The following is a 22,886-nucleotide window of genomic DNA, read 5'->3' on the forward strand; positions in this document are numbered from 1 at the left end:
CCCCCCCCGGGGCCAGGGCGCTCGACGAGCCCACGCATACGGCGACGGCCCGGTGCCGGAGGAGATCCTCCAGCACCGGGCCGTCGTCGTCGGGCGGGCGGGCCTCAGCCCCCGGAGACGCTCAGCTCGGCCTCGCGCAGCTTCTCCTCGAACTCCTCGGAGAGCTCGCGCGAGTCCAACCACCCGTAGGGCAGGTGCGGCTTCTTGGGCGAGCCCGCACGACCGCGCTGGCCCTCTGCGGCCTCGCCCGGGTACGGCTGGTCGAGGTCGAGCGCGTCGAGCTTGCCGCGCAGCTCCTCGAGCGTGGAGACCATCGCGAGCCCCTGCCGGGCCTCACCGCCCACGGCGTACCCCTTGAGGTACCAGGCCATGTGCTTGCGCAGGTCACGCATGCCCTTGCCCTCGTCGCCCCCGAAGTACTCGATCATGAGCTCGCCGTGGCGGTAGATGGTCTCGGCGACCTCGCGCAGCCCTGGCGTCACGCGTGCGTCCGAGCCCGCGAAGGCCGCCGCCAGGTCGGCGAAGAGCCACGGGCGCCCCTGGCACCCGCGCCCGACGACGACGCCGTCGCAGCCCGTCTCACGCACCATGCGCACGGCGTCCTCGGCCGACCAGATGTCACCGTTGCCGAGCACCGGGATGTCGGTCACGGTCTCCTTGAGGCGCGCGATGGCCGACCAGTCCGCGGTGCCGCTGTAGTAGTCGGCCGCGGTCCGGGCGTGCAGCGCGACGGCCGCGACGCCCTCGGCCTGGGCGATGAGCCCGGCCTCGAGGTACGTCAGGTGGTCCTCGTCGATGCCCTTGCGCATCTTGATCGTCACGGGCACGCCGTACGGCTCGGCAGCCTTGACCGCTGCTCGGACGATCGAGGTGAACAGGTCCCGCTTCCACGGCAGCGCCGAGCCGCCGCCCTTGCGCGTCACCTTGGGCACCGGGCACCCGAAGTTGAGGTCGACGTGGTCCGCCCTGTCCTCGCCCGCGATGATCCTGACCGCGGCACCGACCGTGGCCGGGTCGACGCCGTAGACCTGGGCCGAGCGCGTCGTCTCGTCGTCCTCGAACGTGACGATCCGCAGCGACTCCTCGTTGCGCTCGACGAGCGCCCGGCTGGTCACCATCTCGGCGACGTACAGCCCGGCACCGTGCTCGCGGCACAGCCGGCGGAAGGCCGCGTTGGTCACGCCCGCCATGGGGGCCAGGACCACGGGGGTCTCGACGACGTGGGGCCCGATCCGCAGGGGCGGCAGCACGTGTCCGGTTGCGGGCGCCGGGGTCTCGGGCGCGCGCGAGGCGTCGGAAAGGGTGGGGAGGGTCACCGGGCCATTCTCCCACCATCCCCCCGGCAGACGAAAAGGGCCGCCGTCCACGGCTGGACGGCGGCCCTCACGCCCCGGAGGGCGGGCGTGCTAGGCGCCGAGCAGGCGTGCCGCCAGGTAGGCGGTCACCTGGTCGAGCGCGACGCGCTCCTGCTCCATGGAGTCGCGGTGACGGATCGTCACGGCCTGGTCCTCGAGCGTGTCGAAGTCGACCGTGATGCAGAACGGCGTGCCGATCTCGTCCTGGCGGCGGTAGCGACGACCGATCGCGCCCGCGTCGTCGAAGTCGACGTTCCAGTACTTGCGCAGCTCGGCGGCCAGGTCGCGCGCCTTGGGCGAGAGCTGCTCGTTGCGGCTGAGCGGCAGCACGGCGGCCTTGACGGGCGCGAGGCGCGGGTCGAGGCGGAGCACCGTGCGGACGTCGGTGCCGCCCTTCGCGTTGGGTGCCTCCTCCTCGTGGTACGACTCGACGAGGAACGCCATGAGCGAGCGCGTCAGGCCCGCGGCAGGCTCGATCACGTACGGGACGTACTTCTCGTTCGTGACCGGGTCACGGTAGGTGAGGTCCTTGCCGGAGTGCTCCGAGTGGGTCTTGAGGTCGAAGTCGGTGCGGTTCGCGACGCCCTCGAGCTCGCCCCACTCGGACCCCTTGAAGCCGAAGCGGTACTCGATGTCGACCGTGCGGGTCGAGTAGTGCGACAGCTTCTCCTTGGGGTGCTCGTAGAGACGCAGGTTGTCGCGCGAGATACCGAGGTCGACGTACCAGTTGGTGCGCAGGTCGATCCAGTACTGGTGCCACTCCTCGTCCGTCCCGGGCTCGACGAAGAACTCCATCTCCATCTGCTCGAACTCGCGCGTGCGGAAGATGAAGTTCCCGGGCGTGATCTCGTTGCGGAACGACTTGCCGATCTGGCCGATGCCGAACGGCGGCTTCTTGCGTGCCGCGCCCACGACGTTCTGGAAGTTCACGAAGATGCCCTGCGCGGTCTCGGGGCGCAGGTAGTGCATCCCGGACTCGTCCTCGACCGGGCCGAGATACGTCTTGAGCATCATGTTGAAGTCGCGGGGCTCGGTCCACTGGCCGCGCGTGCCGCAGTTGGGGCAGGCGATCTCGGCGAGGCCGCCCTCGGGGGCGCGGCCCTTCTTCTCCTCGAACTCCTCGATCATCTGGTCCTCGCGGAACCGCTTGTGGCACGAGAGGCACTCGGTGAGCGGGTCGGTGAAGACGCCGACGTGGCCCGAGGCGACCCAGACCTCGCGCGGGAGGATCACCGAGGAGTCGAGGCCCACCACGTCGTCACGGCTCGTGACCATGGTGCGCCACCACTGCTTCTTGATGTTCTCCTTGAGCTCGGTACCCAGGGGCCCGTAGTCCCAGGCGGACCGGGTACCGCCGTAGATCTCGCCCGAGGGGAAGACGAACCCGCGCCGCTTGGCGAGGGAGACGACGGCATCGAGTCGAGAGGGCGCAGTGGCCACGGGCGATCACTCCAGGAAATCGTGTGTACCCCGCACGTGGCTTCGTGCGGGACGGTGCAGGACAGGCGCCCCGGTCGCCGCGACGAGGCGGGCGAGGGTCCGTGGGCGCCAACGTCCCAGGCTACTCGGTCTTTCCCGGCGAGGTGAGTCCGGGGTGACCCGCAGGCCCGACGGCGCGGGCGCCGTCGGGCGGTCGCGTCACCCTGGGTGCGGTGTCACCCAGGCCACACCACCTCTTGTTGACATCCGTTATCAATATCAACGAACATGGAGCCATGCCACTCCTCTCCCGATCGCACCGTGCCGCCCTCGTCAGCTCCGTCGCCCTCGCGACCACGCTCACCCTGGCGGCCTGCGGCTCCGGAGGGACGTCGGGCGGCGGCGGGTCCGGGGGCGACGGCTCGGTCGAGGTGCTCGCGTCGTTCTATCCCCTGCAGTTCGTCGCCGAGCGCGTGGGCGGTGACCGCGTCGAGGTCTCCAACCTCACCCCGCCCGCGGCCGAGCCCCACGACCTGGAGCTCTCGCCCGCCCAGGCACGCACGGTCGGCACGGCCGACCTCGTGGTCTACCAGTCCGGCTTCCAGGCGGCCGTCGACGAGGCCGTCGAGGGCCGTCAGCCGGCTCACGTGGTCGACGCGTCCGAGGCAGCAGGCCTCGAGGCGCACCCGGGCGAGGCGTCCGCCGACGCGAGCGAGGCCAGCGAGGGCACGGCCGACGAGCACGCCGACGAGGAGGGCGCCGACGACGGGCACGACCACTCGTCGGAGAGCGGCCTCGACCCCCACTTCTGGCTCGACCCGACACGACTGGTCCCGGTCGCCGAGCAGGTCGCGGCCGAGCTCACCGCGATCGACCCCGACGGCGCGGACGAGTACGCGGCCAACCTGGCCGACCTCACGGCCGACCTGACCGCACTCGACACCGAGTACGCCGAGGGCCTCGCGAGCTGCGCGAGCCCCTACCTCGTGACCTCGCACGAGGCGTTCGGGTACCTCGCGGAGCGCTACGGCCTCGAGCAGATCGGCATCACCGGGATCGACCCGGAGGCCGAGCCGTCACCCGCCCGCCTGCGCGAGGTCGCCGACATCATCCGCGACCACGGCATCACGACGATCTTCTTCGAGACCCTCACGAGCCCCAAGGTGACCCAGACCCTGGCCCAGGACGTCGGGGTGCAGGCCGCGGTCCTCGACCCGCTCGAGGGCCTGAGCGACACCGGCAGCGACTACCTTGACGTCATGCGGAACAACCTGGAGGCGCTGCGCACCGGCCTGACCTGCGCATGAGCACCTCACCTCAGACCCCACCGGCGATCGAGGGCCGCGGGATCCACGTGACCCTCGGCAACAGCGACATCCTGCGCGGCGTCGACCTCACGGTCGAGCGCGGCGAGGTCGTCGCCCTGCTCGGCGCGAACGGCTCGGGCAAGTCGACGCTCGTGAAGTCCCTCGTGGGGATCGTGCCGCTCGCGGCGGGCCACGTGCGCCTCCTGGGCGCCGACCTGGGCCCGCAGGTCCCGTGGGCCGAGCTCGGCTACGTCCCCCAGCGCGTCTCGGCACAGGCCGGCGTGCCCTCGACGGCCGAGGAGGTCGTCGCGTCGGGCCTCCTTCACGGCCGACGCATCCGGCTGCCCCGCGGCTGGCGCGCGACGGCCCGCGAGGCCCTGGACCGCGTCGGCCTCGCCGACCGCGCGCAGAGCGCCGTGCACGAGCTCTCCGGCGGCCAGCAGCAGCGCGTCCTCATCGCCCGGGCGCTCGCCCGCGACCCCCGGCTCCTCATCCTCGACGAGCCCGTCGCGGGCGTCGACCAGCCCAGCCAGGAGGCGTTCGCCGCGACGCTGACCGAGCTCACGCGCGGCGGCATGACGGTGCTCGTCGTCCTGCACGAGCTGGGCGCGCTCGCGCCGCTCATCCAGCGCTGCGTGGTCCTGCGCCACGGCCTGGTCGTCCACGACGGCGCCCCGCCTCAGGTCACCTCGGCGCACGCCGGACCCGACCACGAGCACCTGCACCCGCACGGCGACGACCCCGAGCGCAGCGCGTCTCCCGGGTCCGACATGGGCCTGACCGACGCCCCGCTCAGCCGCCACTCCCCCACCCCCGCCCGTATCGACCGTGGAGCCGCCTCGTGAACGCCCTGGACGAGCTCGTCGGGATGCTCTCCGACCCCTTCATGCAGCGCGCCCTGATCGCGGCCGTGCTCGTCGGGGTGACCGCGCCCGTCATGGGGACGTACCTCGTGCAGCGCAAGCTGTCCCTGCTCGGCGACGGGATCGGGCACGTGGCCCTGACCGGCGTCGCGCTCGGCTGGCTCGTGGGCGGAGCCATGGGGGTGGTCCCCAACGACGCCCTGGCTATCCCCGGTGCCGTTGTCGCGGCCGTGATCGGCTCCGTGGTCATCGAGCTCGTGCGCGAGCGCGGCCGCACGAGCGGCGACGTCGCGCTGGCCCTGATGTTCTACGGCGGGATCGCGGGTGGCGTGCTCCTCATCGGGGTCGCCGGCGGCAGCTCGGGCAACCTGATGCAGTACCTGTTCGGCTCGATCTCGAGCGTCTCGCCCACCGACCTGTGGCTCACGCTCTTCCTCGGTGCGCTGATCCTCGCGGTCGGGATGGGGCTGCGTGCCGCGTTGTTCGCGGTGAACTACGACGAGGAGTTCTCCCGTGCGTCGGGCCTGCCCGTGCGCGCGCTCAACATCGCGATCGCGGTCATCGCGGCGCTGACCGTGACCGTGGCCATGCGGGTCGTGGGTCTGCTGCTCGTGAGCGCGCTCATGATCGTGCCCGTCGCGATCGCTCAGCTCGTGACCGTCTCGTTCCGGCGGACCATGGCGCTGGCCATGGCCATCGGGGTCGTGGTCTGCGTGGTCGGACTCTCCGTCACGTACTGGCAGACTCTGTCCCCGGGGGCCACGATCGTCGTCCTGGCGATCGCCCTGTACGCGGTCGTGGCGATCCTGCGGCCGGTGCTCCTGCGGCGCAAGCCGCGCGTGTCCCACGACCCGCACCCCGACATCCCCGACGACGTCCACGTGGAAGGTGGCGAGCGATGCAGCGCATGACCCGTCAGCGGGCAGCAGTCTCCGACGCACTCGAGGACCTGCCCGACTTCCGCAGCGCGCAACAGCTCCACGAGCTGCTGCGCGCTCGCGGCGATGCGGTGGGTCTGGCCACGGTCTACCGCACGCTGCAGACGCTGGCCGACGGCGGGTACGTCGACGTCCTGCGCACCGAGGACGGTGAGAGCCTCTACCGCAAGTGCGAGCGCAGCGAGCACCACCACCACCTGGTGTGCCGTGAGTGCGGCACCGCGGTCGAGATCGACGGCCCGACCGTGGAGACCTGGGCCTCGCAGGTCGGGGCAGCCCACGGCTTCACGGACATCCAGCACACCATCGAGCTCTTCGGCACGTGCGCGGCGTGCCGGGCGAAGCAGGACGCGTGAGCGCGGTGCCGGCACTCGTCGGGGCGCTCGCGGACGTGCTCGCCGGCCCGACGGCGTCGCTCACCTCCTCGGGACCTGTCACCTCGGTCGTCTCGGCGGCAGGTGACGAGTCGTCCGGGATCTTCTCGATCGACGGCGTGCCGTACTGGATCATCTACGCCGCGGCGTTCGCGATCGTGTTCGTCCGCGCCCAGGCCACCTACTGGGCCGGCCGCGGCGTCGCCCGAGGGACCGTCAACACGTCGTGGTCGCGGCGCCTCGAGAGCGAGCGCGCCCAGCGCGCGATCTCCACGATCAACACGTGGGGCCCCATCGCCGTCACGCTGTCCTTCTTCACCGTGGGTGTGCAGACCGTCATCAACCTGACGGCGGGCTACACCCGCATGAGGTTCTCCCGCTACCTCGCGGCCCTGCTGCCGGGCTGCGCCATCTGGGCGGCGATCTGGACCACGATCGGCATCGCCACGTTCAACACGGCCGTGCTGCTCGCGGCCCGCAGCCCGGTCGGGCTGGCGGTGATCGTGCTGCTCGTCGTCGGGCTCGTGGCATGGATCGTCGTCGCCTCGCGGCGTCGACGCCGCGCCCGGGCGGCCGACGCCTCCCGGGGGCAGGACGACTCGCCCGAGGGCGACGGCGGCGCGGCGGGCGACCAGCCTGCAGCGCAGGGGGCGGCAGGCACGCAGCCGCACGGAGCCAACCCGTTCGGCGACGTGGCCGACCTGCTGCTCGACTCCACGGACGATGCGCACGACCCCGCCCGCGGCGCGGGCGGGCAGGACCCGAAGCCCTCGCAGGCCGACCGCTCGCGCGACTGACGGAAGCCGACCGTCACGGTCGATCAGGCCGGGGCCCGCCGTGGTCGGCTCGGGAGAGCCGGCCCGTTCAGGAGATCTCGGTGGCCGTCTCGTCGGGCTCGCCCAGGCAGAACTGGTTGCCCTGCGGGTCGGTGAGCACCGACCACCTGTAGCCCGGGATGGTGTGCTCTGCCACGAGGCCCGCGCCGTCGGCGACCAGGCGCTCGACCTCGGCCGCGCGGTCCGGCGCGGACAGGTCCAGGTGGATCTTGTTCTTGCCCGGCGTCGGGTCCTCGACCTTCTGGAAGCCGAGCACGGGGCCCTGGCCGTCGCCCGCAGGCGCGACCTCGAGGAACCAGCCGTCGGCCTCGTCGACGAGACGCCCGCCTGTCTGCCGTGCCCACCACTGCGCCAACGGACGCGGGTCGGTCGAGTCCACCGTGACCATGCCGATCGAGAGTGTCATACCCGGCAGGCTAGCGAGAGGTACCGACACGCGCAGCACGTGCCCCACCAGGGCGCCGGCCGCGACCACCGGGCACACGTTCCTCGGTGAAGGGCTGCCGCCTCGGGAGAGGAACCCTGCGTCTCCCGCGGCGACAGCGCTCCTCCGCGCGTCAGGGGAGGTCGGCCGACTTGTCGATCGCGCCGCCGTAGCGCCGGTCACGGCTCGCGTACTCCTCGACCGCACGCCACAGGCTGCGGCGGTCCACGTCCGGCCAGTGCTCGGGCAGGAAGACCATCTCCGCGTACGCGGCCTGCCAGATCATGAAGTTGGACGTGCGCTGCTCACCCGAGGACCTCAGGAACAGGTCCACGTCCGGCAGGTCCGGCTCGTCGAGGTACTTGGCGACGGTCTTCTCGGTGACCTTCCTGGGGTCCAGGCGACCGGCCGCGACCTCCTGCGCGATCGCCTGCGCCGCGTCCGCGATCTCGGCCCGGCCCCCGTAGTTCACGCACATCGTCAGGGTGCAGGTGTCGTTGCCCGCGGTGATCCGCTCGGCGTCCTCGAGCTCCTTGATGACCGAGCCCCACAGGCGCGGGCGTCGCCCCGCCCAACGCATCCGGACGCCCCAGCTGCTCATCTCGTCGCGTCGACGACGGATCACGTCGCGGTTGAACTGCATGAGGAAGCGCACCTCCTCGGGTGAACGCTTCCAGTTCTCGGTCGAGAACGCGTAGGCCGAGACGTGCTTGACGCCGATCTCGATGGCTCCCGCCACGACGTCCAGCAGCGCGGCCTCACCGGCCTTGTGACCCTCGGTCCGCGGCAGCCCGCGCTCGTTGGCCCAGCGGCCGTTGCCGTCCATGACGATCGCGACGTGGTTGGGCACGAACCGGGCCGGGATGTTGGGCGCGACGGCCCCCGACGGGTGCGGCGGGGGCGGCTGGATCGGTCGGGCCATCAGGCCTCTCCTCCGGCCCGCGGCGTGACCGCTCCGTCTCGTTCCACCATCCGCAGTGATCGCAACGTTCTCTCCAGGTGATATTGGCTGTAGGCGGCCACGAGGCCGCTGGCTTCCTTGCGGTGGCGCGCGTCGGACGCGTCCGCCACGTCCCACTCGCCCGCGAGCAGCGCGGCGAGCAGCGTGAAGGTCTCGGGGGCGGGGGCCGTGGACCCCGGGGGGCGGCACCGACCGCACACCGCCCCGCCCATGGCGACCGCGAACGAGCGGTGCGGGCCGGGCTCACCGCAGCGCGAGCAGTCCGTGAAGCTGGGCGCCCACCCTGCGATCGCGAAGGCGCGCAGCAGGTAGGAGTCCAGGACCAGGCCGGGGGCGTGGGCGTTGACCGCGAGCGAGCGGACGGCCCCCGCGAGCAGCCAGAACTGCTGCACCGCAGGTTCCTTCTCGGCCTCGACCAGGCGGTCGGCGGTCTCCAGCATCGCGGTTCCCGCGGTGTAGAGGCCGTAGTCCTCGCAGATCGCCCGAGCGTAGGGCCCCACGGTCTCCGCCTGGGTCACGACGTCGAGGCTGCGTCCGACGTGCAGCTGCACGTCGACGAACATGAAGGGCTCGAGACGCGCGCCGAAGCGCGACGACGTGCGCCGCACCCCCTTGCCCACGGCCCGGACCTTGCCGTTCTCCCGCGTCAGCAGGGTGACGATGCGGTCGGCTTCGCCCAGCTTCTGGGTGCGGAGCACGATCGCTTCGTCTCGGTAGAGGACCACTCCCCTATTGTCCGCCATGCCACCCACGTCGCGGTGCACGCACCCGGCTCGTGGGCCCATGTGCACAGGTCCCTCACGGATCCGTACCCGTGGGCACGGAGCCACCGCGGGACACGCGAGGCGTGTCGCGCCCGAGCTCCGCACCCACCGGAAGCCGACAGGATCCGCGGTCAGACCGCGGCGCGCTCCGCGCGGTTGACGGCCGAGACGATCGCCTTGAGCGAGGCCGTGGTGATCGACGGGTCGATACCGACGCCCCACAGCACCTCGTCGCCCACCTGGCACTCGACGTAGGCCGCCGCGTTGGCGTCCCCGCCCTCCGACAGAGCGTGCTCGGCGTAGTCCAGGACCCGCACCTCGACCCCGACGTGCGCGATCGCGTCGACGAACGCCGCGACCGGCCCGTTGCCCGAGCCGTCGAGCGTCAGCTCGTCACCACGGTCGAGGACGTCGACGGCCAGGGTGTCCGGCCCGTCCTCGGTCGACGACGCCCGGGTGCCGCGCAGCTTCAGACGACCCCAGGGCTCGAGCCCCGAGCCCGGGTCGACCGGCAGGTACTCGTCCGAGAAGATCCGCCAGATGTCGTCACCCGTGACCTCCTGGCCGCCAGCGTCCGTGAACGCCTGGACGACACGCGAGAACTCGATCTGCAGCCGACGCGGCAGGTCCAGGTGGCGCTCGGACTTGAGCAGGTAGGAGATGCCGCCCTTGCCCGACTGCGAGTTGACCCGGATGACGGCCTCGTACGAGCGCCCGACGTCCTTGGGGTCGATCGGCAGGTACGGCACGCCCCAGACCAGGTCGTCGACGCCCTTGCCCGCGGCCTCGGCCTGCGCGGCCATGGCGTCCAGGCCCTTCTTGATCGCGTCCTGGTGCGAGCCCGAGAACGCCGTGAACACCAGGTCGCCCGCGTACGGGTGACGCTCGTGGACCGCGATCTGGTTGCAGTACTCGACCGTGCGGCGCACGCGGTCCATGTCGGTGAAGTCGATCTGGGGGTCGATCCCCTGGCTGAACAGGTTCATGCCCAGGGTCACCAGGCAGACGTTGCCCGTGCGCTCCCCGTTGCCGAACAGGCAGCCCTCGATGCGGTCCGCACCGGCCTGGTAGCCCAGCTCGGCCGCCGCGACCGCCGTGCCGCGGTCGTTGTGCGGGTGCAGCGACAGGACCACGTTCTCGCGGTGAGCGAGGTGGCGGTTCATCCACTCGATCGAGTCGGCGTAGACGTTGGGCGTGGCCATCTCGACCGTCGCGGGCAGGTTGATGATGACCTTGCGGTCCGCCGTCGGCTCGAAGACCTCGATGACCTCGTTGCAGATCCGCACCGCGAACTCGAGCTCGGTGCCCGTGTACGACTCGGGCGAGTACTCGTAGAAGACGGCCGTCTCGGGGATGGTCTCCTCGAACTTGCGGCAGAGCTTGGCACCCTCCACCGCGATGTCGACGATGCCGTCCTCGTCGGTGCGGAACACGACGTCGCGCTGCAGGCGCGACGTCGAGTTGTACAGGTGCACGATCGCCTGCTTGGCACCGCGCAGCGACTCGTACGTCCGGGCGATCAGGTGCTCACGGGACTGGGTCAGGACCTGGATCACGACGTCGTCCGGGATGTGCCCGTCCTCGATGAGCAGGCGCACGAAGTCGAAGTCGGTCTGGGAGGCCGACGGGAAGCCGACCTCGATCTCCTTGTAGCCCATCTCGACGAGCAGCTGGAACATCTTCAGCTTGCGCTCGGCGTTCATGGGCTCGATCAGTGCCTGGTTGCCGTCCCGCAGGTCCACCGCGCACCAGCGCGGGGCCTTCTCGATGCGCTTGTCCGGCCAGGTCCGGTCCGGCAGCGACACGTCGAACTGCCGGTGGAACGGCTCGTACTTGTGCACGGGCATGCCGGACGGCTGCTGTGCGGAGCGGGAGCTGGTCTGGGGGGTCTGCGCCGTGGTGCTCATCATGTCCTTCGCGATCTCTTCGTCGGTGCTGTTCAGCCGGCACACCAACCACCGCGACGAGGTTGCGGCCTAGAGGGCCTCGTCGCGGCAACGAAGGAGGAGCAGCTGCGTCAGGTGCACGTTGTCACCATACCCCCGTCGGGGACGATGCTCGCGGACGTCCCGCTGGATGACATGCGAGAGGCGGACCCGACGACTCGCCGGAGCGACGTCGTCGGGCCCGCCTCAGCGTGTCCCGTCCGGGTCAGCGACCGCGCGAACGCAGCGCCGCGTCGACCGCAGGGTCTCCCAGGTTGCCGAGCCACTCGAGCAGCGCCGGGTACGTCGACGGGTTCGCCGCGACCTGAGGCCGGAGGTGAGGAGCCTCCTGGACGATCTGCGCGAGGACCTCGAGCGGCGTCGACGGGTCGAGCGCCTGCGCGGCGCTGAAGCCGACCGGCTGCGGGTCCTGGTAGGCCGGCAGGACCGCGGTCTCCCCGGCGGCCTGGGCCGCGTAGCCCGGCCGGGCCGCGTAGCCCGAGCGCTCCTGGACGGCAGGCTGCACGGGGCGTGCGGACTGGACCCCCTGAGCAGGCAGCACCTGCGTCGGCTGGTACTGCTCGACCGGGCGCACGGGCTGGGACTGAGGTTGGGCCGGGCTGTACGGCTGCTGGTTCTGCGCGACCGGCTGCGCCGGCTGCTGGGTCTGTGCAGGACGGTACGGCTCCTGCGCGACGGGCTGCGTCGGCTGCTGGGTCGGCTGGGCCGAGCGGTACGGCTCCTGAGAGACCGGCTGCGCCGGCTGCTGGGCCGGGCTGTAGGGCTGCGCCGAGGTCGGTCGCGACGCGGGGGCGACCGGGTCCTGCTCGTACGCGCCGGCCACCGGACCGTGTCCGTCAGGACCGGTCGCGTAACTCCCGTCGCCGTGCGGTCCGGCGACCGGCTCCTGGGCGGGCTGGGGACGCGCCGGACGAGGCGCCGGCGGCTGCCACACGTAGGCGCTCGGCGCCGCGTCGGCCCCGACGAGGGACGCGGGACGGTTCTCGGCGAAGTGCGTGCGGACCTCGGCGGGCACCATGAGCGCGAACGCCGTGATGGCCGGCAGGCCGAAGGCCAGCAGCAGCAGGTCGATCCCGACCCCGATCCCCAGACCGGCCTGGTTCGCGACGACGATCAGGAGCACGATGGCGAGGACCGCCACGACGCCCGCACCGCCGAGCGCCAACGTCCTGCCCGACACCGCGTCCCGGGCGAGCGCACGACGCGCGACGAGGGTCACGCCCACCATGAGGAGCCCCAGGACGAGCGCGAGGATCACGACGACCCCGCTCAGCCCGGCCGCGAGCCACAGGATCGCCCGGACCACCAGCACCGCGGCGACGAGCAGGACCAGGTCCAGGGTGTTGACCGCCACGGCGACCCACGTCCGGACGGGAGACTCCGACGTCGTGCTGCGGGCGACCGCGGGCGAGGCGGCGACCGCGGCGACCGCCGGGACCAGCAGCAGACCGAACTGTCCACCGCGCAGGCTCTCGTAGCTCACGAGAAGGCTTCCCGTGTTGAGGACGAAGAGCACCGCGAGCGCGATCCCGAGACCGACGAGCACCAGACGCCAGGACTCCTGCTTGCGCAGCACTCCCCACACGGGCAGGCCGACGAGGCCGATCGCGAGCACGGCGACGACCAGGCGCGCGAAGATCCCGACGACGCCGAGCCCCAGCGTCAGGCTGAAGACGAACGCGACGACCGCACCCACGACCGCGAGCGCACCGAGACCGATCAGGACCTTGACCCAGGTCTGGGTCACCGCGCGGTCCTGGTCGACCGGGCCGAGCTCCGCCTGGCGGGGCTGTGCGGCCAGCACGGCCCCCGCGAGACCGAGCGCGAGCCCGGTACCGAGACCGCCCCACCCGTTGCCGGCCGTACCGTTCACCAGGTCCAGCACGAGGTAGACGCCGACCAGCAGCCCGTAGGGCGCGTTCGCCAGGAGGCGGGCCCTGCGGGTCGTGTGCACGGTCCACGTCGTGGGCAGGACACCTGTGCGCGCCAGGTAGGGCAGGGCGAGCGAGAGCAGAGAGAGGACCGAGACGAGGATGACCTCGACCTTGTCCGACGCAGGGTGCCCGAGGTCCCACGGCATGGTCAACGAGACGAACAGCAGGAGCGCCGCGACGCCGTCGCGCACGTAGTCGCTCACCGGGATACCGGCGAAGGGGTTCGCCGGAGCGGCCGGTGACGCGGCGGCGGGCTCGGACGCCTTCTCCTCGGGCTTCCCGGACGGCTTCTCGGACGACGTCGCCGCAGCGTCCGTCGACGAGGCCGTGACGACCTCGGGCGACGACTCGTCGGGTTCCCGGACCGAGGCCCGGGCGAGCGGACCCGTCCCCCCGTTCGATACCTGCTGATCGGGGCCGGGCCCCGGGTCGGTCTCGTTGGTCATCGTGCTCTCCCTACAGGTCGCCCCGGCCTCGGGATCGGTCGAGCACCGGATTCAGGCCATGACGGCCCCGTCAGTTTCTACCGGTTGATCACCGATGGCTCAAGTCTCCCACCAGGAGACCGGTCGACCCCTCAACCTATCCGGACCACTTCCGTGTCCGTGACCGCGAAGAGCTGCCCCTGTGCCGAGACGACTTCTCGGTACGTGGGATCGAGGACGTCTCGCCACTCGAGACCGCCGTCGAACAGGTTCAGCGAGACGAGCTCGGACGACCCCTCGTCCGGGTCGTCCGAGCGACCAGAGATCGTGCTCGTCAGGAGCAAGGAGTCTCCGTCGGTGAACGCCCGGTGCACCTCGCTCGGCAGCCAGCGCCGCCACAGGTCTCGACCCGTGCGCGTCTCGATCGCGATCAGCCGTGACCCCGACTCGACGACCAGGACGTCGTCGGTCTGGAGCCAGATCATCTCGGGCCACTCCTCCCGGTGCCACAGGCGACGCCCCGAGAGCGTGTCGTACCCCGTGAAGCCGGGTGACCGGACGACCAGGACGTGCGGCACCGTCCCGTCGGTCACCGCGGGCACGAACGGCTCACCCGGCAGGACGTACCGCTCGCCGCCGTCGGCCTCGAGCACGTGCACCTCCTCGACCCGACCCGAACGAGGGTCGATCGCGGCCCGGACGCGCAGGTCGTCCGGCAAGGGCCCGCCGGCGGCCCAGCCACCGGGCACGGACCGAGGGCGCGCGTAGCCGGTCGCGTACTCTCCGGACGCGTCGAAGGTCTCACGCAGGTCGGACGCACGGACGTGGAGCAGCCCACGCAGCCCGTAGAGGTCGATCGTCCCGACGTCGTCCTGGCCCGTCGAGCCGACGGCGTCGACCGGATAGCCGGCGGCGTGCAGGACGCGCGTGCGCACGAGCGTCCCGTCGAGGGCCTCCTCCCAGCTCACGACGGCGCGGTCGCCGTCACGCCGCGCGGTCGCCACGAGCCCGCCTGCGAGGGGCGCTGCGGCGGCGGTCGTGCCCGCGAGCTCTCGCGCCCCCACGACCTGCCCCGCAGGGTCCAGGACGGTCACGACGAACGCGGGGCGCGAGGTCGACGGCTCGGCGGGGTCGGCCGGGCCGCCCACGCTGCCCGCCGGCTCCCCTCCCGGGGCCGGGTCGACCTCCGTCACGCACACGAGCGGCGAACCCACGCTCCCCGGGTCGAGCAGGTCCGGCCCGCACGCGCTCTTCCCCCGGGGCAACGAGGCCGACCACAGCGGTTCGCCCGTCGCGACGTCGAGGCCCTGCAGGTCGCCGTCGGCCTCGAGCACGACCTGCCCTTCCACGGCCGCGGGCCATCCACCGCCGGTCGACGCCCGCCAGACGACGTCGGGGTCAGGGGGGACCGACCACAGGCCGCCCGGCTGGGTCGCGACGAGCACCGCCTGATGTCGGTCGGAGAGGCCCCCGACGACCAACGACGCGCCCGTGCCCGCGACGGCGACCGCCACCGCGGCGACGACTAGGGCGCGTACCGGGACCCGGCGAGCACGGGAGGGCAGCGCCTCCCCGCCCGGCGTCGGCGACCCGGAGAGCACCACGGTGCCCGGCGCGCCGGCGCCTTCTCGCACACGACGTCGAGCCCTGCCCGGACCATCCGTGCGGCCCGTACCCGGTCCCGGCGGCGACGGCACGCCACGACCCCCGCCCGTCGCGCTGGGCCCACCAGGTGATCGTCCCCAGACCGCGTCGAAGTCGTCGTCGAGCTCGGCCACTTCGACCAGCTCGACGGCGTGGGCGGAGTGCTCACGACGGCGTGGGGCCACCCTTTCCACGGTAGACCTGATCCGACCGGATGGGGCCGCCGGGCCCCGGTCGTCTCAGCCCAGCCCCAGGAGTCCCCCCTCGTCGGTCACGAGCACGAGCCTTCCCCGGGCGCTGAACGTCCAGGTCGAGAGCTCCGGGACGTCGGCCTCCCAGAGCTCCTGGCCCGAGTCGACCGAGATCGCGGTGACCCGTGTCGCGCCGGTCCCGCTCTGCCCGACCAGGTAGAGGTCCGTGCCGTCCGTGAAGGACTGGCCGTACGCCAGGGTTCCCTCGGCCTCCCAGACCCGTTCGCCGGTCGCCAGGTCGACCCCCCACAACCGGCCGGCACCTGACAGGACGCCGACGTCCCCGACCTGGGCGACCGCACGCTCGAGGGTCCCGTCTGCGGTCCAGAGCGTCCGCCCGGTCCGGCGGTCCAGGGCCGAGAACGTGGGCCGAGCGATCGTCCCGGCCGCGTCCATGACGTCGCCCCCTGCCGAGACGAGCAGAGGTACGTCCGCCGACCCGTCGGTCACGTCGAACAGGACGAGGTTCCCCTCGACGCTGAACGCCCCGTGACCGTCCGGGGCGAAGACCGTCCAGGTCCCGTCGCCCCCCGTCGAGACCCTGCCACCGTCGGGCAGCGTCGAGTCCCACGACATCCCTTCCCGCGCACCGACGGAGCTGCCGTCCGCGTCCAGCGTCGCACTGAGGCCGGTCGCCTCGACACGGAGCTCGTCACCGTCGGGCCACCCCTGCAGGTAGCGCGGGCTCTCCACCCCCTCCCCCGGTTCGGGGACGAGCTCCCGTGACCAGCGCAGCTCCCCCGTGGCCAGGTCCTCGAGCGTCACCACGACCTGACCACCAGAACCCCACGCGAACGTGGCCAGGCCGTCCGTGAAGGCGACGGTCGCCGCAGTGGTCTCCTCGTCCACGGATCGCGCGGTCAGCACGTCTCCCGTCACCGGGTCGACGACCTCGATGCGACGCAGGTGCGCCTCCTCGGAGGTCTCGCCGAAGATCGTCACCGGGCGGTAGCTGGACGTCGTGCAGACGACGGGTCCGGAGTCCGAGCGGGGCCCGCTGCCGATGCACCTCGTCTGGTCCCCGCTGCGGGCTCTCTCCGACGCCGCCGACGACTCCGACGCGCTCCACAGCCGTTCCCCCGTCGTCGGGTCGTAGCCCGCTACGGGATCCCCTGGGACCACGAGCACCCCGTCCACCACGGTGGGCTGGCTCCAGCGGCCCAGGTCCGGCGCGTTGCCGCCCGCGACGGGGTCGATGCGCCAGACCACCGCGACGTCCGGCCCCAGGCTCCGGACACCGCCCGACGACGCAAGGACCCGCTCGATGCGCGCGGCCTCGTTCCGTTCTCCGACCACGAGCCCGCCCACGACGAGCACGATCACGGTGGCGATCGCGGCGCCCAGCAGCGCCCGGGTCCTGCGCGACGGACGACGACCCGACCGCGCTCGACCGGGCACGTCGCGCGACGCCGGACCGTGCGAGACGGACGGGAGGCGAGCTCCGTCGTCGGGCACGCCGCCACGACCGGCTCCCGTCGCCTGCGTCCCACGGGCAGGCAGAGGCCCTGGAGGCTCGTCGACGTCCTCCTCGGCCTCCTCGAGCGCGAACGAACGCATCCGCCCCTCGGAGCCGTCCTTCGTACGTCGTCGCATGACTCGACCCTAGGCGTCCGTCACGTCCGGCGTCAGATGCCCAGCTGGTAGACGCCCCAGTAGGCGAGCGTCACGAGCAGGATCGTGGACCCCGCGACCGTGGCCCACAGCGTCGTGCGCGCACCCACCCCCGTCGCCGGGCGCACCACGACCCCACCGCCCTCGGGGGAAGCCACGACCGCCTTGCGCGCCTGGCGCAGGTCCGACAACCGGTTGATGATGAACGCCGCCGCGACGACCGTCGCCAGGCCGAGCAGGCGGACAGCGATCCACCCTCCCTGGACCACCCAGGAGTCCGTCTTGTAGTCGAGCGCGAGCCGCGCGACCGCGACCAGGTACACGACCAGCCCCACCATCGTGGCGACCGACCCCACGGCCAGCCCCGCGAGCGGCCACCGCAGCCCGGGCGCGAGACGGCCGGCGGCGTGCGGGGCGCGCCGGACCCGGCGCACCGCCCCCGCGACCAGCCACACCAGCGGGCCGACCACGAGCAGCACCCCGCCCACGATCACGAACCCGATGACGATGTCGCCGTTGCCGTACCAGCGAGGGTTGGGCACGGCCGAGGCCAGGTACAGCTGGTTGGGCTGCCCGCCCGCGACCGTCGGCGGGGCGCCCGCGGTCCCCGGCAGACCCTGCACCCAGGCGCTGACGTCCCGCGGGAACTCCGGGACCATGACGTCGTCGATCTTGATGCCGTGGTTGGCACCCTCGTAGTAGCGGACCGTGACGTCGTGGTTACCGTTGGCGCCGGCGTCGGCGATGATGCGCAGCGCGCCCTGCTCGACCGGCATCGACGGGTCGGCCGTGCCGTACGCCACGAGCGTCGGCACCGAGAGCCGCGCGAGGTAGGGCGTGACGTCGAAGTCCGCGTACTCGAACCCGCCGCCAGGCATCTCCATGCCCACCGCGCGCGGGATCGCCCGGAAGACCCCCTGCGGCACCCCCGTGTTGCGCAGGTAGGAGTCGACCGCGAACCCCGCCTGCTGGCGCGGCGGCACGACCGGGGCCGAGACCAGGACGACGAACGAGACGTCCTGGTCCTGGTCCGCGAGCACGGGCGCGACCCAGGTGCCCTCGGACTCGGCGTAGAGCCCCACCCGCTCGGGATCGACCGAGGGCCTGGCGCGCAGGAGGTCGACCGAGCGCTGGTAGTCGTCGGCCATGTCGACGTAGTCCCGGTGCCGCGTCGTGTAGGTGTCGAGCCGCTTGGACGGCACGAGCGTGACCACGCCCGCGCTCGCCAGGTCCGTCGCGACGTCGACGAACGCCTCGTCGGCCGACCCCGTGCCCGCTCCGTGGAGGAAGACCACCCCCGGCAGCCCCTCGGGCGCGTCGACGGGCTCGCGCACGATCCCGTCGACGCTCACCCCGTCGAGCTGGACGACCACGGGGGTCTCCTGCACGGCATAGGTCCCGACCGGCTGGACGTCGGGGCCCTGCCCGCCGATCGTCGTGTCGGGCGTCGAGGGCTCGAGGTGGTCGGTGACGGGCACGGGATCCCACTGGGGGCCCGTGACCGCACCGACCAGTGCGAGGCCGATCGCGAGGGCGGCGCTCGTGGCGGCTGTCCGGAAGATCACCTCAGGATCGTATCGAGGTGTGCTGCAGCGCCGCCTGCGTTCGAGCAGACAGGCGGGGCGTCCCGAGAGCCGACCGGGGGCCCACCCTAGAAGCCGAGCCTGCGCAACTGCTTGGGGTCGCGCTGCCAGTCCTTGGCGACCTTGACGTGCAGGTCGAGGTAGACCCGCGCGCCGAGCAGCGCCTCGATCCCCTTGCGCGCCTCGGTCCCGACGTGCCGCAGCCGCGACCCGCCGCGCCCGATGATGATGGCCTTCTGGCTGTCGCGCTCGACGAACAGGTTGACGCGCACGTCCAGGAGCGGGGGCCTGCCCGCCGCCGGGTTGCCCGAGCCCTCGCGGGGCGTGATCTCGTCGACCACGACCGCGAGGCTGTGCGGCAGCTCGTCGCGCACGCCCTCCAGGGCGGCCTCGCGCACGAGCTCGGCCACCATGACGGCCTCGGGCTCGTCGGTCAGCTCGCCGCCGGGGTAGAGCTCGGGGCCCTTCGGCAGGTGCTTGACGAGGACCTGCTCGAGGACCTCGACCTGGAATCCGTCCACGGCCGAGACCGGGACGATGTCCTGCCACTCGCCCAGCTGGTCGACCGCGAGCAGGTGCTTGGTCAACGTCTCGCGGTCCACGAGGTCCGCCTTGGTCACGACCGCGACGACCGGGGTGGGACGCCGGCCCTTCATCAGGTCCGCGAGCTGGGCCGCGATGTACTTGTCGCCCGGGCCGACCTTCTGGTCTGCGGGCAGGCAGAAGGCGATCACGTCGACCTGCGCGAGCGTCTCACGGACCAGGTCGTTGAGCCGCTCGCCGAGGAGCGTGCGAGGGCGGTGCAGCCCGGGCGTGTCCACGAGGATGAGCTGGGCGTCGGGTCGGTGCACGATGCCGCGGATCGTGTGCCGGGTCGTCTGCGGGCGCCCGGAGGTGATCGCGACCTTCTGCCCGACCAGTGCGTTCGTCAGCGTGGACTTGCCCGCGTTGGGCCGTCCGACGAAGCACGCGAAGCCGGACTTGTGCTCGGGTGCTGCAAGGTCGTTCTGGGTCACCGGTGTGCTTCTCTCTCGTTCGTCTGGCCCGCGCGGCGCGGGTCCTCGCTCGTCCTCCCGGCACGCTCGGCGCGCTCGGGGTGTGTCTGGTGGTCGCGCTCGGAGCGCTCACGGTGGTCGTGGCGCTCCTGGCGATCGGTACGGCCCGACGGCGTCTCGTCCGCCCCGTCCGCCTCGTGCTCCGGGGCGACGGCGCGCACGAGGACCGTCGCGAGCTGCTTGCGCCGTCCCTCGACCCGTTCGCCGACCATGTGCACGCCCTGCGCCTCGGCGACCGATCCCGGGAGCGGGACCTTGCCCAGCGCCTTGGCGAGCAGACCGCCCACGGTGTCGACGTCGTCGTCCTCGATGTCGAGGTCGAACAGCTCGCCGAGCTCGTCGAGCGGCAGCCGCGCCGGGATGCGGAACTCACCGTCGCCCAGGTCCTCGATCTCGGGCCCGGACTTGTCGTGCTCGTCGGTCAGCTCGCCCACGATCTCCTCGAGCGCGTCCTCGATCGTGACGAGCCCCGCGACACCGCCGTACTCGTCGACGACCATCGCGATGTGCGAGGCCGAGGCCTGCATCTCGCGCAGCAGGTCGTCGACGGGCTTGGACTCGGGCACGAAGATCGCAGGACGGGCGACGTCCGCCACCCGTCGCGAGCCGGCCTCTGGCGAGGCGGTGACGACCTTGACGACGTCCTTGAAGTAGACGACGCCCACCAGGTCGTCGACCGACGTGCCCGTGACGGGCAGGCGCGAGAACCCGGAACGCAGGAACAGCGACAACGCCTTGGACAGCGGGGTCGTCGCCGGGGTCGTGATCATGTCGGTCCGCGGGACCATGACCTCGCGGGTCAGGGTGTCGCCCAGCTCGAAGACGGAGCGGATCATCTCCCGCTCCTCCTCCTCGATGATCTCGGACTCGTTCACGCGGTCCACCATGTCGCGCAGCTCGCGCTCGTGCGGGCCGTCGGAGTCGTCCTTCGGGCCCGTGACGCGTGCGACCCAGCCCGTGAGCGCGACCGCCGGCGCCAGCACGCCCGAGAGCAGCAGCAGGACCTGCACGGGGTGCCGACGCCCCAGCGCGCGCGGCGCGATGCGCGCGAACACGAGCGCGACGACGACCGCGAAGACCAGCGCCGCGAGCAGCGCCTGCCACCAGTCCTCGAGCCACACCGAGACCAGGAGCGTGACGCACGCGGCGGCGACCATCTCCGCGACGACGCGCAGGAACGCGAGCGCGGCCGCGGTGTGCGGCGGGTCCTCGGTCAGCGAACGGACACGACGCGCGCGGGCGACGCGCGGCGGAACGGGTCCGCCTGCCCCGCCGCCGGACGTTCCCGCGGTCCCCGTGCCGGCCTCGGCCTCCGCAGCCGCCTCGGCGACCGCGGCACGCGTGACCCGCATGACCGCGCTCTCGCCCGCGCCGAGCGCGCCCGCGAGGACCACGCCGAGCACGGCGAGGACGAGGAGCAGCGCGACGGGGACCTCGGTCATCGGCTGGCGAGGAAGGTCAGCAGGAGCTTGCGCTGGAGCGCGAACATCTCCTTCTCCTCCTCGGGCTCGGCGTGGTCGTACCCGAGCAGGTGCAGGATCCCGTGCGTGGTGAGCAGGAGCATCTCCTCGGCCGTGGAGTGCCCGGCCGTGACGGCCTGCTGGGCCGCGACCTCGGGGCACAGGACGATGTCGCCCAGCTCGCCCGCGGGGGTCACGTCGCCGTCGCGACCGGGGCGCAGCTCGTCCATGGGGAACGACAGGACGTCGGTGGGGCCCGGCTCGTCCATCCAGCGCACGTGCAGCTCGGTCATGACGTCGGTCTCGACGAAGCGGATGCCGAGCTCGCTCTGCGGGTGGACGTGCATGGCGTCCAGGACGTAGCGGGCGAGGGCCGCGAACTCTGCCTCGTCGACCTCGTAGCCGGACTCGTTGTTGATCTCGACGCTCATCAGCGTGCCCCTTGCTCTCGTTGGTCTCGCGGTCTGCCCTGGCGGGAGGTGCCTCCGCGCGCCGAGCCGTGCTGGTGGTTGCCGCCGTCGCGTGCGGGCGGTGCGCTGCTGACGTCCCAGCGGGCGTAGGCGTCGATGATCTCGCTCACGAGGCGGTGGCGGACGACGTCGGTCGACGTGAGCCGGCAGAACTCGACGTCGTCGACCCCGGTCAGGACGTCCTCGATGACACGGAGCCCCGAGGTGGTGCCCCCGGGCAGGTCGACCTGCGTCACGTCGCCCGTGATGACCATCTTGGAGCCGAACCCGAGGCGCGTGAGGAACATCTTCATCTGCTCGGTCGAGGTGTTCTGGGCCTCGTCGAGGATGATGAACGCGTCGTTCAGGGTGCGGCCACGCATGTAGGCCAGCGGGGCCACCTCGATGGTGCCCGCCTCGATCAGCTTGGGGATCGACTCGGGGTCGATCATGTCGTGCAGCGCGTCGTACAGCGGACGCAGGTACGGGTCGATCTTCTCCGAGAGCGAGCCCGGCAGGAACCCGAGCCGCTCGCCGGCCTCGACCGCGGGGCGCGTCAGGACGATCCTGCTGACCTGCTTGGCCTGCAGCGCCTGGACGGCCTTGGCCATCGCGAGGTAGGTCTTGCCGGTCCCTGCGGGACCGATCCCGAACGTCACGGTGCTCGCGTCGATCGCGTCGACGTAGCGCTTCTGCCCGACCGTCTTGGGCCGGATGGTCCGCCCGCGGTTCGAGAGGATGTTGAACGTCAGGACCTCGGCGGGGCGCGACGCCGTCGCGGCCGTGAGCATCGCGATCGAGCGCGTGACGACGTCGGCCGAGAGCTGCGTGCCCGACTCGACGACCTCGACGAGCTCGTCGAGCAGCCGCGAAGCGAGCGCCACGTCGCCGACCGGCCCCTTGACGACGATCTCGTTGCCCCGCGCGTGGACGTCGACCGAGGGGAACCCTGCCTCGACGGCGCGCAGGACGGAGTCACCGCTGCCGAGCAGCGCCGCCATGGAGACGTGGGACGGGACGACGATCCGGTGCTCGACCCGTGTGCTGGGGTGCTGGGCGCCCGGGGCTCCCCGGTCGTCCGTGCCGTTCGTCCTCTGCTCGGTGCGCGCGCGCCCCGGGTCGCGGGAGGAGCCTCCGGGGCCGGGCGTCGACGAGCCGTGCGGCAAGGATGGTGTCGAGGATGGCATGAGCCGGCTTGCGCCGAGGCACTCCTTCTGCAGGTCGGGGAGATTTCGTGGTGCATCCATGGTAACGAGCGCAGCGCCCTGGGTCAGGGCGAATAACGCC

General features: G+C 72.2%; 19 protein-coding genes. 5 read left to right on the forward strand and 14 right to left on the reverse strand.

Going from position 1 to position 22,886, the window contains the following annotated elements:
• Positions 1-104: 104 nt before the first annotated feature.
• Positions 105-1,316, reverse strand: a complete 1,212-nt coding sequence (dusB, locus tag H9641_RS03090; protein WP_377621279.1) for a tRNA dihydrouridine synthase DusB — start codon at positions 1,314-1,316, stop codon at positions 105-107.
• 90 nt (positions 1,317-1,406) lie between these two features.
• Positions 1,407-2,795 (reverse strand): glycine--tRNA ligase, encoded by a 1,389-nt coding sequence (locus tag H9641_RS03095; RefSeq protein WP_191800918.1) that lies wholly within the window; start codon positions 2,793-2,795, stop codon positions 1,407-1,409.
• A 275-nt stretch (positions 2,796-3,070) separates the two neighbouring features.
• Here H9641_RS03095 and H9641_RS03100 point away from each other — a divergent pair, with 275 nt between their 5' ends.
• Genes H9641_RS03100 through H9641_RS19890 form a run of 5 tightly spaced genes read left to right on the forward strand, consistent with a single transcriptional unit; the run spans position 3,071 to position 7,053 of the window.
• Positions 3,071-4,081, forward strand: coding sequence for a metal ABC transporter substrate-binding protein (locus tag H9641_RS03100; RefSeq protein WP_191800920.1), 1,011 nt, complete (start codon positions 3,071-3,073; stop codon positions 4,079-4,081).
• The gene (locus H9641_RS03105) at positions 4,078-4,926 is read left to right on the forward strand and encodes a metal ABC transporter ATP-binding protein (protein ID WP_191800921.1); all 849 of its coding nucleotides are present in this window, start codon (positions 4,078-4,080) and stop codon (positions 4,924-4,926) included. Before H9641_RS03100 ends, H9641_RS03105 begins: the two co-directional genes overlap by 4 nt.
• The gene (locus tag H9641_RS03110) at positions 4,923-5,855 is read left to right on the forward strand and encodes a metal ABC transporter permease (RefSeq protein WP_404821918.1); all 933 of its coding nucleotides are present in this window, start codon (positions 4,923-4,925) and stop codon (positions 5,853-5,855) included. Before H9641_RS03105 ends, H9641_RS03110 begins: the two co-directional genes overlap by 4 nt.
• Positions 5,843-6,238 (forward strand): Fur family transcriptional regulator, encoded by a 396-nt coding sequence (locus H9641_RS03115; protein WP_191800923.1) that lies wholly within the window; start codon positions 5,843-5,845, stop codon positions 6,236-6,238. Before H9641_RS03110 ends, H9641_RS03115 begins: the two co-directional genes overlap by 13 nt.
• A complete protein-coding gene (locus H9641_RS19890; protein WP_318244356.1) occupies positions 6,235-7,053 on the forward strand; it encodes a DedA family protein in 819 nt (272 codons plus the stop codon). Before H9641_RS03115 ends, H9641_RS19890 begins: the two co-directional genes overlap by 4 nt.
• A 67-nt stretch (positions 7,054-7,120) precedes the next feature.
• Here the strand turns inward: H9641_RS19890 and H9641_RS03125 are convergent, their stop codons facing one another.
• The 12 genes from H9641_RS03125 to H9641_RS03180 all read right to left on the reverse strand — a co-directional run bounded on the left by H9641_RS03125 (position 7,121) and on the right by H9641_RS03180 (position 22,600).
• Positions 7,121-7,498 (reverse strand): VOC family protein, encoded by a 378-nt coding sequence (locus tag H9641_RS03125; protein WP_191800925.1) that lies wholly within the window; start codon positions 7,496-7,498, stop codon positions 7,121-7,123.
• Between the two features lie 151 nt (positions 7,499-7,649).
• The gene (locus H9641_RS03130; RefSeq protein ID WP_191800927.1) at positions 7,650-8,438 is read right to left on the reverse strand and encodes an isoprenyl transferase; all 789 of its coding nucleotides are present in this window, start codon (positions 8,436-8,438) and stop codon (positions 7,650-7,652) included.
• The gene (gene recO / locus H9641_RS03135; RefSeq protein ID WP_191800929.1) at positions 8,438-9,202 is read right to left on the reverse strand and encodes a DNA repair protein RecO; all 765 of its coding nucleotides are present in this window, start codon (positions 9,200-9,202) and stop codon (positions 8,438-8,440) included. Before recO ends, H9641_RS03130 begins: the two co-directional genes overlap by 1 nt.
• A 170-nt stretch (positions 9,203-9,372) precedes the next feature.
• On the reverse strand, positions 9,373-11,148 hold the full coding sequence (gene leuA / locus H9641_RS03140; protein WP_404821920.1) for a 2-isopropylmalate synthase: 1,776 nt from the start codon (positions 11,146-11,148) through the stop codon (positions 9,373-9,375).
• Between the two features lie 244 nt (positions 11,149-11,392).
• Positions 11,393-13,567, reverse strand: coding sequence for a DUF7937 domain-containing protein (locus tag H9641_RS20450; RefSeq protein ID WP_191800933.1), 2,175 nt, complete (start codon positions 13,565-13,567; stop codon positions 11,393-11,395).
• Positions 13,568-13,698: 131 nt separating this feature from the next.
• Positions 13,699-15,060, reverse strand: coding sequence for an outer membrane protein assembly factor BamB family protein (locus tag H9641_RS20575; protein ID WP_191800935.1), 1,362 nt, complete (start codon positions 15,058-15,060; stop codon positions 13,699-13,701).
• A gap of 369 nt (positions 15,061-15,429) precedes the next feature.
• Entirely contained in the window at positions 15,430-17,034 is a 1,605-nt protein-coding gene (locus H9641_RS03155; RefSeq protein WP_191800937.1) for an outer membrane protein assembly factor BamB family protein, read from the reverse strand.
• A 32-nt stretch (positions 17,035-17,066) separates the two neighbouring features.
• Positions 17,067-18,617 (reverse strand): alpha/beta hydrolase family protein, encoded by a 1,551-nt coding sequence (locus H9641_RS03160; protein WP_191800939.1) that lies wholly within the window; start codon positions 18,615-18,617, stop codon positions 17,067-17,069.
• 86 nt (positions 18,618-18,703) lie between these two features.
• Complete coding sequence (gene era, locus H9641_RS03165) at positions 18,704-19,651, reverse strand: GTPase Era (protein ID WP_191800941.1); 948 nt, start codon at positions 19,649-19,651, stop codon at positions 18,704-18,706.
• Positions 19,648-21,132 (reverse strand): hemolysin family protein, encoded by a 1,485-nt coding sequence (locus tag H9641_RS03170; RefSeq protein ID WP_191800943.1) that lies wholly within the window; start codon positions 21,130-21,132, stop codon positions 19,648-19,650. Before H9641_RS03170 ends, era begins: the two co-directional genes overlap by 4 nt.
• On the reverse strand, positions 21,129-21,581 hold the full coding sequence (gene ybeY, locus H9641_RS03175) for an rRNA maturation RNase YbeY (RefSeq protein WP_056650782.1): 453 nt from the start codon (positions 21,579-21,581) through the stop codon (positions 21,129-21,131). The genes H9641_RS03170 and ybeY overlap by 4 nt, the downstream gene beginning before the upstream one ends.
• Positions 21,581-22,600 carry a PhoH family protein gene (locus H9641_RS03180; RefSeq protein ID WP_191801151.1) on the reverse strand — a complete coding sequence of 340 codons (1,020 nt, stop codon included), beginning with the start codon at positions 22,598-22,600 and terminating at the stop codon, positions 21,581-21,583. The genes ybeY and H9641_RS03180 overlap by 1 nt, the downstream gene beginning before the upstream one ends.
• Positions 22,601-22,886: the final 286 nt, after the last annotated feature.

It is taken from the genome of Oerskovia merdavium, assembly GCF_014836755.1.
GTDB classification, from domain to species: Bacteria; Actinomycetota; Actinomycetes; order Actinomycetales; family Cellulomonadaceae; genus Oerskovia; species Oerskovia merdavium.

What these genes read in the sequence shown, in the direction of transcription:
- H9641_RS03100 (WP_191800920.1), top strand. Translation starts at nt 3,071, where the DNA reads ATGCCACTCCTCTCCCGATCGCACCGTGCCGCCCTCGTCAGCTCCGTC.
- H9641_RS03105 (WP_191800921.1), top strand. Translation starts at nt 4,078, where the DNA reads ATGAGCACCTCACCTCAGACCCCACCGGCGATCGAGGGCCGCGGGATC.
- H9641_RS03115 (WP_191800923.1), top strand. Translation starts at nt 5,843, where the DNA reads ATGCAGCGCATGACCCGTCAGCGGGCAGCAGTCTCCGACGCACTCGAG.
- H9641_RS03125 (WP_191800925.1), bottom strand. Translation starts at nt 7,498, where the DNA reads ATGACACTCTCGATCGGCATGGTCACGGTGGACTCGACCGACCCGCGT.
- H9641_RS03130 (WP_191800927.1), bottom strand. Translation starts at nt 8,438, where the DNA reads ATGGCCCGACCGATCCAGCCGCCCCCGCCGCACCCGTCGGGGGCCGTC.
- leuA (WP_404821920.1), bottom strand. Translation starts at nt 11,148, where the DNA reads ATGAGCACCACGGCGCAGACCCCCCAGACCAGCTCCCGCTCCGCACAG.
- H9641_RS20450 (WP_191800933.1), bottom strand. Translation starts at nt 13,567, where the DNA reads ATGACCAACGAGACCGACCCGGGGCCCGGCCCCGATCAGCAGGTATCG.
- H9641_RS03155 (WP_191800937.1), bottom strand. Translation starts at nt 17,034, where the DNA reads ATGCGACGACGTACGAAGGACGGCTCCGAGGGGCGGATGCGTTCGTTC.
- H9641_RS03170 (WP_191800943.1), bottom strand. Translation starts at nt 21,132, where the DNA reads ATGACCGAGGTCCCCGTCGCGCTGCTCCTCGTCCTCGCCGTGCTCGGC.
- ybeY (WP_056650782.1), bottom strand. Translation starts at nt 21,581, where the DNA reads ATGAGCGTCGAGATCAACAACGAGTCCGGCTACGAGGTCGACGAGGCA.
- H9641_RS03180 (WP_191801151.1), bottom strand. Translation starts at nt 22,600, where the DNA reads ATGGCGGCGCTGCTCGGCAGCGGTGACTCCGTCCTGCGCGCCGTCGAG.